This window comes from Aminivibrio pyruvatiphilus, from assembly GCF_004366815.1.
Taxonomy (GTDB): Bacteria; Synergistota; Synergistia; order Synergistales; family Aminobacteriaceae; genus Aminivibrio; species Aminivibrio pyruvatiphilus.
In genome coordinates, this window is record NZ_SORI01000004.1 from 165,913 (window position 1) to 178,633 (window position 12,721).

13 protein-coding genes are annotated in these 12,721 nt (G+C 55.6%); 4 read left to right on the plus strand and 9 right to left on the minus strand.

Annotated features, from left to right (window positions below):
• Nucleotides 1-13: 13 nt before the first annotated feature.
• The 5 genes from nuoF to C8D99_RS04905 form a co-directional block, all read right to left on the minus strand.
• Nucleotides 14-1,807, minus strand: coding sequence for an NADH-quinone oxidoreductase subunit NuoF (gene nuoF / locus C8D99_RS04885; protein WP_133956985.1), 1,794 nt, complete (start codon nucleotides 1,805-1,807; stop codon nucleotides 14-16).
• Nucleotides 1,808-1,826: 19 nt separating this feature from the next.
• Nucleotides 1,827-2,207 carry a (2Fe-2S) ferredoxin domain-containing protein gene (locus tag C8D99_RS04890; protein WP_133956987.1) on the minus strand — a complete coding sequence of 127 codons (381 nt, stop codon included), beginning with the start codon at nucleotides 2,205-2,207 and terminating at the stop codon, nucleotides 1,827-1,829.
• 36 nt (nucleotides 2,208-2,243) lie between these two features.
• Nucleotides 2,244-2,786, minus strand: a complete 543-nt coding sequence (locus C8D99_RS04895; RefSeq protein WP_133956989.1) for an ATP-binding protein — start codon at nucleotides 2,784-2,786, stop codon at nucleotides 2,244-2,246.
• Nucleotides 2,787-2,788: 2 nt separating this feature from the next.
• Nucleotides 2,789-3,268, minus strand: a complete 480-nt coding sequence (gene nuoE, locus C8D99_RS04900) for an NADH-quinone oxidoreductase subunit NuoE (RefSeq protein WP_133956991.1) — start codon at nucleotides 3,266-3,268, stop codon at nucleotides 2,789-2,791.
• Between the two features lie 263 nt (nucleotides 3,269-3,531).
• Nucleotides 3,532-4,452 (minus strand): hypothetical protein, encoded by a 921-nt coding sequence (locus C8D99_RS04905; RefSeq protein ID WP_133956992.1) that lies wholly within the window; start codon nucleotides 4,450-4,452, stop codon nucleotides 3,532-3,534.
• A gap of 241 nt (nucleotides 4,453-4,693) precedes the next feature.
• Between C8D99_RS04905 and C8D99_RS04910 the strand changes: the two genes are divergently transcribed.
• Nucleotides 4,694-5,368, plus strand: a complete 675-nt coding sequence (locus tag C8D99_RS04910) for a lipid-binding SYLF domain-containing protein (RefSeq protein WP_243833836.1) — start codon at nucleotides 4,694-4,696, stop codon at nucleotides 5,366-5,368.
• Nucleotides 5,369-5,422: 54 nt separating this feature from the next.
• Here C8D99_RS04910 and C8D99_RS04915 read toward each other — a convergent pair whose 3' ends face one another.
• Together C8D99_RS04915 and ychF are read right to left on the minus strand one after the other, a co-directional pair.
• A complete protein-coding gene (locus C8D99_RS04915) occupies nucleotides 5,423-5,863 on the minus strand; it encodes a hypothetical protein (RefSeq protein ID WP_133956996.1) in 441 nt (146 codons plus the stop codon).
• 48 nt (nucleotides 5,864-5,911) lie between these two features.
• On the minus strand, nucleotides 5,912-7,003 hold the full coding sequence (ychF, locus tag C8D99_RS04920) for a redox-regulated ATPase YchF (RefSeq protein WP_133956998.1): 1,092 nt from the start codon (nucleotides 7,001-7,003) through the stop codon (nucleotides 5,912-5,914).
• A gap of 168 nt (nucleotides 7,004-7,171) precedes the next feature.
• Between ychF and C8D99_RS04925 the strand changes: the two genes are divergently transcribed.
• The 3 genes from C8D99_RS04925 to C8D99_RS04935 all read left to right on the plus strand — a co-directional run bounded on the left by C8D99_RS04925 (nucleotide 7,172) and on the right by C8D99_RS04935 (nucleotide 11,574).
• Entirely contained in the window at nucleotides 7,172-8,698 is a 1,527-nt protein-coding gene (locus C8D99_RS04925) for a DUF4139 domain-containing protein (protein ID WP_133957000.1), read from the plus strand.
• 153 nt (nucleotides 8,699-8,851) lie between these two features.
• Nucleotides 8,852-9,859, plus strand: a complete 1,008-nt coding sequence (locus C8D99_RS04930; protein ID WP_208321086.1) for a nucleotidyl cyclase domain-containing protein — start codon at nucleotides 8,852-8,854, stop codon at nucleotides 9,857-9,859.
• Nucleotides 9,856-11,574 (plus strand): glycoside hydrolase family 3 protein, encoded by a 1,719-nt coding sequence (locus tag C8D99_RS04935; protein ID WP_133957003.1) that lies wholly within the window; start codon nucleotides 9,856-9,858, stop codon nucleotides 11,572-11,574. Before C8D99_RS04930 ends, C8D99_RS04935 begins: the two co-directional genes overlap by 4 nt.
• Here the strand turns inward: C8D99_RS04935 and C8D99_RS04940 are convergent.
• Together C8D99_RS04940 and C8D99_RS04945 are read right to left on the minus strand one after the other, a co-directional pair.
• Nucleotides 11,571-11,759, minus strand: a complete 189-nt coding sequence (locus C8D99_RS04940) for a hypothetical protein (protein ID WP_133957005.1) — start codon at nucleotides 11,757-11,759, stop codon at nucleotides 11,571-11,573. The two genes, C8D99_RS04935 and C8D99_RS04940, sit on opposite strands and share 4 nt — an antisense overlap.
• Before the next feature lie 111 nt (nucleotides 11,760-11,870).
• The gene (locus tag C8D99_RS04945) at nucleotides 11,871-12,719 is read right to left on the minus strand and encodes a LacI family DNA-binding transcriptional regulator (RefSeq protein WP_133957007.1); all 849 of its coding nucleotides are present in this window, start codon (nucleotides 12,717-12,719) and stop codon (nucleotides 11,871-11,873) included.
• Nucleotides 12,720-12,721 lie beyond the last annotated feature (2 nt).

Sequence of the window (12,721 nt, forward strand, 5' to 3'; positions counted from 1 at the left end):
ATCTCCTTCTTGCTTAACCTTTGGAAATAGCGCCGACGGGGCAGTTGGCCATGCAGGCGCCGCACTTGATGCATTTTTCCTGGTCAATGAGGTGGGGCTCCTTCACTTTGCCGGAAATGCAGTTCACCGGGCAGTTCCGGGCGCACTTGGTGCAGCCGATGCACTTCTCCGGGGCGATGGTGTAGCGAAGAAGGTTCTGGCAGGCTCCGGCGGGGCACCTTTTTTCGTTGATGTGGGCCTCGTACTCGTCCCGGAAGTACTTCAGCGTAGTCAGCACCGGGTTGGGAGCAGTGCCGCCAAGGGCGCACAGGGACGTGGCCTTGATCTGCTCGCCGAGGTACTGCAGGGTGTCGAGGTCTTCCGGTTTCCCGTTGCCTTCGGTGATCCTGGTAAGAATATCGAGCATCTTCTTGGTTCCTTCCCGGCAGGGAACGCACTTTCCGCAGGATTCCCTCTGGGTGAACTCAAGGAAGAATTTCGCCGTATCCACCATGCAGTTCGCTTCGTCGAGGACGACAAGACCGCCGGAGCCCATGATGGCTCCCGCCGCGGTGAGGGACTCGTAGTCCACCGGAAGGTCCAGGTGCTCTTCCACGAGGCATCCCCCGGAAGGGCCGCCGATCTGAACCGCCTTGAACTTTTTGTCCCCTATGATGCCGCCGCCGATCTCGTAGACGATTTCCCTGATGGTGATGCCCATGGGGACTTCCACCAGGCCGGTGTTCTTCACTTTTCCCGTGAGGGCGAACACCTTCGTGCCCTTGGACTTTTCAGTTCCCATGGCGGCGAAACATTCCGCCCCCTGGAGCATGATCCTCGGAACGTTGGCCCAGGTTTCCACGTTGTTGATGTTCGTGGGCTTTCCCCAGAGCCCTTTAACGGCGGGGAAAGGAGGCCGGGGACGGGGCATTCCCCTCTGTCCCTCTATGGAGGCCATAAGGGCCGTTTCTTCTCCGCACACGAAGGCGCCCGCGCCTTCCTTGATATGCAGGTCGAAGCTGAAGTCGGTCCCCAGAACGTTCGCTCCCAGGAGGCCGTACTCCGTGGCCTGCTTTATGGCCGTCTGGAGCCTCTTGATGGCCAGGGGATATTCGGCCCGGCAGTAAATGTACCCCTCGTCCGCACCCATGGCGAAGGCGCCGATCATCATACCCTCGATGACGGCATGGGGATCGCCCTCGAGAATGGAACGGTCCATGAATGCGCCGGGGTCTCCCTCGTCGGCATTGCAGATGACATATTTCTTTGTGCCCGGAGAAGCGGCACAGAAGCTCCATTTCAGGCCGGTGGGAAATCCGCCGCCCCCCCGTCCACGAAGGCCGGATTTTTTCATTTCATCGACCACATCGGCGGGAGACATTTCGGTGAGGCACTTGCCCAGGGCCTGGTATCCGTCCCTGGAGATGTATTCGTCAATGTTGTCGGGGTTGATGTACCCGCAGTTGCTGAGAACGATCCGGTGCTGCTTTCCGTAAAAGGGGATTTCCTTGTAGTGGCAGACTTTCTGGGCGGAGATGGGTTCCCGGTAAAGAAGGCGGTTGACGATACGCCCTTTGTAGAGGTGCTCCTCCACGATTTCGGAGACATCTTCGGGCTTCACCTGGGAGTAGAAGGTCCCCTCGGGATACACGACGACGATGGGGCCGAACTCGCACATTCCGTGGCAGCCTGTAGCGATGACAAGGACTTCCTTGTCGAGATTCTTTTTTTCCAGTTCTTCCCTGAAGGCGTCAAGAACTTTGGGCGCACCTCCCGAAGCGCATCCGGTTCCGTGGCAGATGAGAACGTGTGCGCGGTACAAAGCCATGGTTTTCTCCCTCCCCGCTTCAGTCGGCTCTGCCGAAGAGCTTGTCCTGAACAATGCGGCCGTTCACCACGTGTTCAGATATGATCCTGGCCACATCCGCAGGTGCCACAAGGCAGTAGGTTATCCTCGGCTCGCCGGGACGAATCACGTCAAGAAGCGGTTCATTCTGGCACATGCCGATGCAGCCCGTTGTTTCAACTGCCACGTTGTGCAGGTTTCTCGTCTCGAGTTCCTTCAGGACGGCGTTCATTATTTCCCGCGCCCCTGCCGCGATGCCGCATGTGCCCATTCCGATGATGATCTTGACCTTGTCATCCTCGGACCGGGCGGACGTAAGGTCTCCGGTTTTTTCCTTGAGCTTCCGGAGGTCGTCCAGGCTGCGAATCTTTTTGTCGGTCATTCATTTCACCCCTGTGATCAGAATGTATTTTCCAGGTTATGCGTACAGTTCATCAATGTTCGTTTCGATAAATTCCCTGACACCCAGGGCGAGCGCAGGTTCAAGAAAGGGGTTTCCTCCCCCGAGGGCTTCCCTGAGCTCCATGCTGTCCACCGTGAATTCTTTCCCGTTCCGCCGGTGGGTATATTTCCATGCAATATCCGGATTTCCAATAAAAAGGGTCACGAGGGTCGAAGGAACGTCGCCAAGAGGGGGCAAATCAATGGACGACTTCAGGAAGGTGGCTGTCACTTCCGTCCCCCTGCCGGGTTCCGATACGATGGAAAAGGTTCCTCCGCACAGTTCAGCAAGCTGCTTGAGAAATGGAAGACCAAGTCCCACTCTTCGTTCCGTTCTCGTTGTATAGAAGGGGTTCACCACGGTTTTCACGGTTTCTTCCGTCATGCCCCGCCCGTTGTCCTTCACGGATAAAAGGAGCCTTCCGCCGGAATCGTCTATTTCAACCGATATTTCACCGGCTCCGGCGTTCACCCCGTTTTCCGCAATGTCGAGGATATGGTGGGACAGGTCTTCGAGCATAATCAGGAATAATCGTCGAGAAATGCCTGAAGTTTCGCCGGATCGTCCGTAAGCCTTCCGTGGGTGTCCTCGTCAATCATGACGACGGGGGCCAGACCGCAGCATCCAAGACAGGCAACCGGTTCGAGGGTAAAGCGGAGATCTTCGGTGGTGCCGTTTTCCTGAACGCCCAGCATGGACATGAGTCTGTCCATGATCTTGGCGCTTCCCCGGACATGGCACGCTGTTCCCCTGCACACCCTGATGACGTGACGCCCCCTGGGCTTAAGATGGAACTGGGCGTAGAACGTGGCCACTCCGTAAAGTTCCGCCAGAGGCACAGACAGTTCTTCGGAAATAGCCTCCATTGCCTCGCGGGAAAGGTAACCTATCTGCTTTTGCGTCTCCTGCAGAACGGGTATGACACCGCCCGGTTTTCCCTTCCACGGCGCCGTAATGTCCCGCACCAAAGACCGCGCGTCCTGCTGTGTTCCGACAACCATTGCCCGACCTCCACTCATATGTGAAATTTATAACATTATACATACAAAAAACGTATTTCACCTATTTTTCCGTTCAGGTATATCCTGAATGGTAAAAAATTTCACCGGGAGAAACGCAATTTTTTATTTATGTTTAAAAAAAGTGACAAAAAAATAACCTATTGCACACGCACAGGATACCACTACGGCTTTTTTCCGACAAATTTTGATTAGAGAAAGCCGCAATTAAAAAATGTTCATCCTGAATAATCCCCTGGGTGGTATCAGTCCGTCAACGGCAGGAAAGTGCCCTCGGAAATGATTTTCAGAGCTTCCGCAATACGTTCTTCCCTGGAAAGGACTCCCCAGTCGTCCCTGCTCTCCGCTTTGACCATGGCCTCTTCGCAAGGATCCGCAATGTCAAGGGCATCGGCAAGAACCAGCATTTTTTCCGCCGTTTCCCCGGGAAAGAGAGATGCCGTGAGTCCAAGGAGGATAGTTCCCCTGGTGAGCCATTTGATCAGTTCGTTTTCTGAAGACCAGATATCCTCAAAGAGAAGGGCAAAATTGTACTCTTCCTCTGCTTCTTCCGATTCGTCTTCAGGCTCGTCGATATATCCCAGTATATAAAAAGGAATGTCAGGCCCGGCGGCAAAAGCTTCCCAGAGGGCCCGGTAGGATGTGCGTCCTGCGCCTGCCAGCCGGAAAGACGCGATGGCCTTGCTGTGAGCCATGGCAGGATTCGCTTCTTCTTCCCGGAGGGCCTCCTCGAGGACTTCCGTATCTTTCCCCATTTCGAGGAGCACGCGGTAGAGAAGGGTCCTGCCCAGGGTTTCTCTATCGGGGTCATAACGGTCAATCTCCCGTGCAATGACAAGGGCTTCCTCGTTCTTTCCCTCGGAAAAAAGAGCGAAGCCGAGGCGCTGCATTACCGCAATATACAACATTCCCGAGTCGTCATCGAGGAGGCTTTCGCCCGAGACGAGGCGTATATTCTCCACGTCATCCGCAAGGGCGCTTCTGGCTTTCTCAAGAATGGTGATTTTTTCCTGCGAATATTCAATGGTATCAGCCAACAGGATGAGGGCTTCCACGTTATTTTCATCGAGACCAAGCACTTCCCTCGAGAGGCGCTCCATTTCCCCGGGGTCGTCCGTGGAATAGGCCTCTTCGAGCAGTTCTTCGATGCGCTCCATAGTGTCCATTGTATGTTTTCCTCCGTTTGTCGGGGGGATAATAACCGAATGGAAGTGTATCCCATGGCATGGAGAGAGTCAAATACCCTCTCCTGCCCCTTATCGACTGTCACAGGCGCTGTCTTTTAGAATGAGCCTGAAGGTTACTGCCGGAACGGTAATTTCCCCTGTCGGGAGAGGCCGCTTTGTGCTAAAGTCCATTTCACAAATTTATGGAATGGAGGAGATGAATATGCGAAGCAAAAGCATGATGGCACTCTTTCTGTTTTCAGTTCTGCTTCTCGGGGCGCCTTCTTTCGGCGAGGCTTCCACCCCGGCAGGGAGAATAGAGGATTCCATCAGGATTCTCAGGGAAATGGCACAGCAGAAGGATGCAGAAACCATGGGCGAGCTTCTTGAACAGGCGAAAGGAGTCGCCGTGTTCCCGTCGGTCATCAAGGCGGGGCTCGTTTTCGGCGGCCAGTACGGAGAAGGTCTCGTCCTCAGAAGAGATCCCGCGACAAAAAAATGGTACGGCCCTTCCTTCGCCACTGTTGCCGGGGCCTCCTGGGGCCTGCAGATAGGAGCGCAGTCCATAGCCCTTGTGCTGGTCATTACCAACGACAGGGGACTGGACGGCTTCAAGGGAAACAACGTCAAGCTCGGCGGGGATCTGGCTGTGGCAGCCGGTCCTGTAGGAAGGCGGGGGGAGCTGGGAACGGACTACAGGCTGAGGGCGTCGATCTACAGCTATTCCATGACGAAAGGGCTTTTTGCGGGACTTTCCCTGGAGGGGGCGGCCATTACCGTGGACAGGAACGCAAACCAGGTTTACTGGGGATCGCCGGTCACCGCAGCCCAGGCGCTCAATAAAAACGCATCAGGCCCCAGGGTCAAACCCCTGCTTGCCGAAATTGAACGGATTATCCGGACTGCGAAAAAATAACAGAACGGGCCCGCCGGTTCTTCCGGCGGGCCCGTTCTGTCCGGTAAGGCAGTCTTACAGGATCAGCTTGCTCCCGCCGCCCTGCTTACCCCCCATGCGGTTGAGCTGCTGGAGGACCGCCGGTGAAGCGACGTCAATCTTCGGCTTCTGGTTTTGCCTGCTCATGGCTTCCTGCATCTTTTTTTCGTATTCTTCCATGCCCTTCTTCAGGGCGTCCACGTCACCCTTTATCCACTGAAGAATATTCTCGGCGATGGCTGCGATAACGTCCTCTTCGGGTTCTTCGGCAATAAGGCCGAGGTTCTTGAGCATTCTGTGCTCTTCCCTGATGGAATCGATCACGTCCTGGTCTGTGATTATTCCCTTCCTGTAGAGCACCCGGGTGATGATATTGAACTTGCTCTTCGAATTCTCGTCGCTCAGGGCGAGGCCGTCCACCCTCGCGAGGAGCATGGAGAGAATTTCGTCAAGACTTACCTGCATCGGCATGGCCATAAGAAGCGCCTCCTCTTTATGGAAAATTTGAGTCCTGATTTTACCATATCAAACATTGAAGCGTATTTCTATCATATCTCCGTCGAGGACCCTGTAGTCCTTTCCCTCGAGCCTGAGAACGCCTTTCTCACGGCACCTGGCCAGGGAAGCCTCATGGGCGGCGAAGTCGTCGTAGGACACCACCTGGGCGCGGATAAACCCTCTCGCCAGGTCGGAGTGAATCGTGCCGGCGGCATCTACGGCAGTATCTCCCCGGCGGAGCGTCCAGGCCTTCACCTCGTCCTTGCCGGACGTAAAGAAGGATATGAGTCCGAGAAGGCTGTAGGCTTCGGTGATAAGGCGGTTCCTCCCCGGTTCTTTCACTCCGAGGTCCTGCATGAATTCTGCCTGCTCTTCCTGTGCGAGGTCGGCAAGTTCCATTTCCATTTTCCCGAAGACCCGAACGAAACTCAGCCCTTTTTCCGACGCCATGGACCGGAGAGATTCCAGGAGGGGAAGGTTTTCATCAGTCTGGCTTTCGTCAAGATTGGCCACTATCATTTCCGGTTTCAGCGTTACAAAGGCAAAACCGCTCAGGGTCCGGATTTCTTCCGGGGTAAGCTGGAGGTCCCTCAGCGGCCGCTCTTCCAGTAGGCAGGCCTGGCATTTTTCGAGCAGAGCTTCTTCAGCCTGTTCCGCCGGAATGTTCTTTTTCTTTGCCTGGAGCCTTGAAAGCCTGTTTTCAATAACGCCGAGGTCCCGGAAAATGAGTTCCATTTCCACTATCGACCAGTCTCTTACAGGGTCGATGCTGTTTTCCGGATGAGGCACGTCCGGGTTTTCAAACAGGCGTATTACGTGAACAAGAGCGTCGGATTCTGAGACGAAGGAGAGAAAGGAATTTCCCAGGCCTTCTCCTTTGCTCGCATTCCTCGACAGTCCCGCGAGGTCTACGAATTCCACCGTCGCCGGCGTTTCTTTCCGCGGTTCGAAAATACGGACCAGGTTGTCGAACCGCTCATCCGGCACGTTGACCATCGCCCTGTTAGGGTCCGTTTTACCGCTCGCGTAGGGTTTCACCTCGGCGCCCGCGCGGGTGACCACGTTGAATACCGTGCTTTTCCCGCTCAGGGGCAGGCCTATAATTCCACATTTGAGCACGATGCTCCCCTCCTTTGTTTCCGGGCTTGCTGCCCGGAAAGCATTATAACCGTTTCCGGGGAAAAACAAAAAGCAGGAATCGGCGGACAGATCCGGTTCTGCAGGGGGGTTTTCTGATATCATTCTGAAGACATCCCCCCTTACGGGGGGTGGAAAGGAGGAAGTGAAATGAAATTAGCCTGCACCGTAGCCGCAGTATCCGTACTGTTCCTGTTCTCTCTCCCGGGTGTCAGTGCCGCTGAATCCATTCTTCCCGCCGTTTCGAAAGTCGACCTGTATCCGAGAGGTGCCCGCATCCTCTTCTCCGTACCGGCTGCACTCCACGTCAGCTTCGAACTGCCGGGAACTTTCGACCCGTCCACAGTCCGTCCTCTTCCCGCAGACGGGCAGAAAATAACGTCTTTCGAGGCAGCCGGTGTTCCCCGGCCGGGGTGGATCCCGGAAGCCTTGAGGGATCTCCACGCTCAAATCAAAGAAAACGAGAAAAAACTCGCCGTTCTGGCGGGCAGAACTTCGGCGATCAAGCAGTCCTTTGATCTTCTCTCCGGGCCTCTGCCCAGGGATCTCAAGGGATCGGAGATGGCGGAATACGTCGAAGCCGCCAGAAAAACCCGCGAGAAAATGGAGACGGAACTCATCTCCGTTTCATCGGAAATGGACGAGATAAAGGAAACGACCGATGCACTGATCGCAGATTTTTCATCCCGGATGCCCCAGGATTCCGATACAGCCGTCCAGGTTTCCGCCCGGGTCGAGGGCGGTGAAAAGCTTCTCGTGGAGGCTTGGACCCAGCAGGCCGGATGGAGCCCCTTTTACAGGATGAATCTCGATACCCCTTCAGGTGCCATCCACTCCTCCCTCCTCGCCAGAGCCCGCCAGCATACGGGAATGGTTCTGGAAGGGGACCTTTTCTTCCATACCACTGTTCCTTCCACTACGGTTGCGCCTCCCGACCTTCCTCCTCTCGTGGCTGATTTTGCGCCGAAAACCGTGAGACGGGCCGCCATGATGGAGGATATGGCCATATCGCCGAGGGCCGAGTTCAAACTCGGAGCACCTGCCCCGGCCGCCGCCCCGCCAGAGATTGTCCAGTCCATGACCGACATGACCGTCCGCGCCAGGGGAACACTCCCCGGAGACAACCGTCCGGCGGAATTTCTCCTGGGAGAATTCGAACTGAAAAGCGAAGTCTCGATAGTGTCCGTTCCCGTGCTCTCTGAAGAGGCATGGATTACGGCTGAAGTGAAGAAGCTTTCCGTTCCCCTCCTTCCCGGCCCGGCGGAACTTTCCGTTGACGGAAAGCTTTCAGCGAAGACCAGGCTCCCTGAGCAGGGATCGGGCACGGATATCCAGCTGGCCTTTGGAAAGATGCCCCTCGTAAAGGCCGTCAGGGAGAAGATGGTTTCAAGGGAAGGCAGCACATGGACAGGCAAAGGACGTCTTGAGGACGGTTATTCCATTGAAATCACCAACGGCCTTGAAAAGAAAATCACCGTGATACTCAAGGACAGAATTCCGGTTTCAGCCCAGGAAAAGATTTCGGTGGAGACCATGAAGATCGAACCCAGGCCTGACGAACAGGATAAAGAAAACATCCTGTCCTGGAAAATTACTCTCGCTCCGGGCGAGAAGAAAAAAACGGAGGTTCTCTTCAGGCTCGGATACCCCGCGGACGAGACGGTCGTTTTCAGGTAAGGGCCCAGTTTTGAGGACGGAGAAGCTGCATACACGATGAGCGCCTGGATTACTCTTCCGCCGTTCGTTTCCCTTCCGATCGCCGTCGCATTGTTCTTCCTCGGAGGACAATCGGCTCCGTTGAAAACAGGAGCGCCCTTCTGGGCGCTCCTTATGACTGTCTACTTCGTTCTGTGCGCAGCATATGCGTCGGCAATCCGCAGGAAGAGCTTTCATCTTCTTTATCCTGTCCAGCTCCTTTCCCAGGGCATGATTGCCACGGTAGTTTCCCTGGAATCGGGCACCCTGCCGATCATCTCCTGGCTGGGAGTGCTTTCCGCTGTTTCCGGAGCCTTCATACTCCTCAATCATTTTCTTCGGGAAAAAAAACAATCCCGGGAGATTCCCCCCCTGCCCGGGTGCACGCCAAACGGTTCGACCGCGGGCCAGCGAATCGCAAATATTCCCCTGCCCGCTCTTACCACCGACTCCCAGGGCATAGTTCTCGAAAGGAACGATGCTTTTGCCTCCCTCATTCCGGGCGGTGTGGTGACGGGAAAGCCCGTGACCGACTTTTTTATTCCCGGGGAAGACTCCGTCAGCCTTGGGAACAGAGAATATACCGTATTCCAGGCACCTCTTGACGGATTGTTCTTTTTCGCCCTTGTCGAACTGCCTAAACAGCGGAAAAAAAGCGCAACGGCAAGGGGTGCGGTCTCCCTGCTCGATCCGGCGACAGGCCTCTACTCATCTGAATACGCATCCATCCGCATTCCAGAGGAACTCAGCAGGGCTTTCCGTTACAGGAGGTGGCTCTGCGGCGTCCTTCTGGCCGTAGAATACACGTATATTCCCGGGCTGAACTACCAGGAAGAGAAGGAAAGCTCCTTCATTGAAGCCTTTTCCGCCTTCGTACGGGGTGCCATACGGGACAGTGACATGGCGTTCTATCTCGGCGACAGGAAAATACTTATTCTCCTCCCGGAAACCCCCCAGCAGGGAGCCAAGGACGTCAGCCTCAAGCTCATGGACCTGCCGGAATCCCTCGAGGAGCTCAAAAAATCGTTCCCGTTTTCCGTGGAGATCGAATACGGCTTTGTGTATTTCAGCGGAAATTACCCCATGACCAAAGACCAGTTCCTGGAAAAATTACAATCGAACCTTGGAGGAACCTCGGAATGAAAAGAAACCGAACCGCTCCTTTTCTCCTGTTCCTGTTCCTGTTCCTGTTCCTGTTCCTGTTCCTGTTCCTGTTCTGCTTTATTCCCGCCGGCGTCCTGCAGGCGGGAGCCGGGAACCTGGCCGGCAGCCTTTCCCTGGAAGAAAAAGCCGGCCAGATCATGATGTGCTATTTCGAGGGGCCGGAGCTCTCGCCGAATCTCAGGAAGATGATGGCCGACATGAAGATAGGAGGCGTTATTCTCTATTCGAGCCGGGGAAACATCGTTTCAACGCCCCAGGTGGCCGCTCTTTGCAGTGACCTTCAGTCTTTCGCTTCGTCATCGGGTTCATGGCCTCTCTTTATCGGGATTGACCAGGAAGGAGGTCTCATACAGCGGCTCACAGAGGGAGTCACCCGGTTCCCGGGCAACATGGCCCTCGGAGCGGCAAACGACGAAAATCTCGCCGCCAAAACAGCGGAAGTGATGGCAAGGGAACTTTCCACCCTGGGCATCAACATGAATTTTGCTCCCGTGGCGGACGTGAACAACAACCCGTTCAACCCGGTCATCGGCGTGCGCTCCTTCGGATCCTCCCCTGAATTGGTTTCACGCCTCTCCGGGGCGATGGCATCCGCCTTTGCAAGAGAAGGAGTCATCCCGTCGGCAAAGCATTTTCCGGGACACGGGAACACGGAAACAGACTCTCATTCGGGGCTGCCCCTTATTTCCTCCGCAAGGGACGAGCTTGAAAAAACGGAATTCCCGCCCTTCCGCACCCTTGTCGCATCAGGAGTGCCCATGGTCATGACGGCCCACGTGCTTGTGCCGGCTCTCGACCCGGAACTGCCTGCCACGCTCTCCCCTTCCATCCTCGGCATGCTCAGAAAGGAAATGGGTTTTTCCGGCGTCATAATCACCGATTCCATGGGGATGGGCGCCCTGAAACAGGGGAGGACCATCGCTGAGGCGGCCATAACGGCATTCAACGCCGGTGCGGATATTCTTCTTTTCGGGGCGGACAGGGGGTACGAGGAACAGGAGCATTTCGTCATTTTCGAGTCAATCCTGGAAGCCTGCAGGAATGGTACCATCCCCGCGAAAAGGCTCGATGAAGCAGTGGGAAGAATACTCGATCTCAAGACAGAAGCCGGTCTCTTCAGTGAGGAGAAAGGAACGCGGATCGACCGTATGCCGGATCCTGAAGGAGAAATGATTGCCGAGAGAGTCGCGGCCGAAAGCGTAACACTTGTCCGCAGCTGGAGAGAAGCAACGGAAAAAATAAAAACCGGGGGAAAGATCCCGCTGGTCTGGCCCGAAGAGCAGATAGCTGCAGCAGAAATTCTTGTTCAGGCATGCCCGTTTTTTACCCTTTTTGCCCTCCCCGGGAAACCGGGAAAGGAAGATATCAGGCTTCTGTCGGACAAAATCGGGAATCAGGAGGTGATTTTCGCAGCCGACTACGACTGCTGGAAAAACGAACATTGGCTCGACCTTCTGAGAACCCTTGGGCAGGATCGGTTATTCCTCCTCTCTGCCAGAACACCCTATTCCCTGCTCGCTCTTCCGGAAGCAAAAGGTTTTTTCGCGCTCTACAGCGACATACCCGCCACAATGAAGGCTCTCGGTCGAATCCTCAACGGGAATGCATCACCCAGGGGAAATCTCCCGGTGGAACTGCCGGGGCTGTATCCGCAGGGGTGGGGAGAGGAAAAATTCCGCACGCCTTCCCCTTAACCCGCAAGGATCATATTGCTGCCGTGGTGAAGCGAGGGCATTATGGAGACAGGAACCGCAGACTGGGCGAGAAACCAGGATCCGTCGTCGGTTTTGTCCCATACACAGGCTGAAGCCTTGGGGGAGCAGGTGCAGAGAGGACCGTCGCAGTACCAGTTTCCGTTGGCGTCTTTTATCCACATCATGGCGAAAACCTCCCGTAATTTAAACCTTTGTTTCTATTACGGGCTATTTATAACATTAGGATTCTAAATTGTCAACATGGGTTGATGTATTTTTTTTCTTTGAACTGATGTTCATTTTACATAGGGCAGGGTTTCCCCTTCCGGTGATTTCAGGGAGGGTACAAGGTACGTAACTTCCGGTACGGATGACTGACCCTGAAGGACATTGACGAGGATACGCCCAGCAGTAACGCCGAATTCAAAAGCCGGCCACTCAAGGGCATGCATCCCCCGGGGAGGACGCACGCCGGGCCTTGCGCAGAAAACCCCCTGCGGTTCGGCAGGGGGGGGCAGGTCCGTGCCGTCGAGCACGGAGAAAACCTGATCTTCTCCTTCTGCCCAGGGGTCGATCATCCGGGAAAGAAAGGGGAACAGAAGGGCTCCTCCTCCTTCCCTGTACCTCAGTTTAGCTGTTTTGCCCGCCAGGGTTTTCAGTCGCTCCATGGTCCTTCCAGGTGAAATAAGGACTGCCGGCGTATGAGGGAGGGAAAAGCCGGCGGTAACCAGGGGGGTGGAAGAAATCGCCCCCCGGGACTCATGACCGTGATCCTCCCTTCCTGCCCAGAGGATGCAATCCACGTGCCGTGCCTCAAGGGAGGGGAAAAGTTCTCCCGGGCAGAAGCCCGGAAGCTTGAGCAAAAGATCCAGGCCGGCCCGTGAGAGCACCCTGTTGAGGCCCTCCATAAAAGGCCCCGTGAGCCAGGGGTCCATTTCGTCAAGGACGAGAGCGGCAATCCCCGTTTTTCCTCCCGACAGGCTGCTTGCTGCAAGATCAAGCCTGTAGCCGAGTTCTTTCGCAATTTTCCAGACCCTTTCCCTCGTCGCCTGGGAGATGCGGGAGTCCCCCCGCAATGCCCTGCTGACCGTGGCCTTGTTCACACCGGCCAGGCGGGCGACGTCTTCCATGGTCGCCTTCGCCATTC

Bases quoted from the DNA above. Each gene is read 5' to 3' on its own strand.
- nuoF (WP_133956985.1), bottom strand. From the start codon at position 1,807: ATGGCTTTGTACCGCGCACACGTTCTCATCTGCCACGGAACCGGATGC.
- nuoE (WP_133956991.1), bottom strand. From the start codon at position 3,268: ATGGTTGTCGGAACACAGCAGGACGCGCGGTCTTTGGTGCGGGACATT.
- C8D99_RS04925 (WP_133957000.1), top strand. From the start codon at position 7,172: ATGAAATTAGCCTGCACCGTAGCCGCAGTATCCGTACTGTTCCTGTTC.
- C8D99_RS04940 (WP_133957005.1), bottom strand. From the start codon at position 11,759: ATGATGTGGATAAAAGACGCCAACGGAAACTGGTACTGCGACGGTCCT.
- C8D99_RS04935 (WP_133957003.1), top strand. From the start codon at position 9,856: ATGAAAAGAAACCGAACCGCTCCTTTTCTCCTGTTCCTGTTCCTGTTC.
- C8D99_RS04930 (WP_208321086.1), top strand. From the start codon at position 8,852: ATGACTGTCTACTTCGTTCTGTGCGCAGCATATGCGTCGGCAATCCGC.
- C8D99_RS04945 (WP_133957007.1), bottom strand. From the start codon at position 12,719: ATGGCGAAGGCGACCATGGAAGACGTCGCCCGCCTGGCCGGTGTGAAC.
- C8D99_RS04910 (WP_243833836.1), top strand. From the start codon at position 4,694: ATGGCACTCTTTCTGTTTTCAGTTCTGCTTCTCGGGGCGCCTTCTTTC.
- C8D99_RS04905 (WP_133956992.1), bottom strand. From the start codon at position 4,452: ATGGACACTATGGAGCGCATCGAAGAACTGCTCGAAGAGGCCTATTCC.
- C8D99_RS04915 (WP_133956996.1), bottom strand. From the start codon at position 5,863: ATGGCCATGCCGATGCAGGTAAGTCTTGACGAAATTCTCTCCATGCTC.
- C8D99_RS04890 (WP_133956987.1), bottom strand. From the start codon at position 2,207: ATGACCGACAAAAAGATTCGCAGCCTGGACGACCTCCGGAAGCTCAAG.
- C8D99_RS04895 (WP_133956989.1), bottom strand. From the start codon at position 2,786: ATGCTCGAAGACCTGTCCCACCATATCCTCGACATTGCGGAAAACGGG.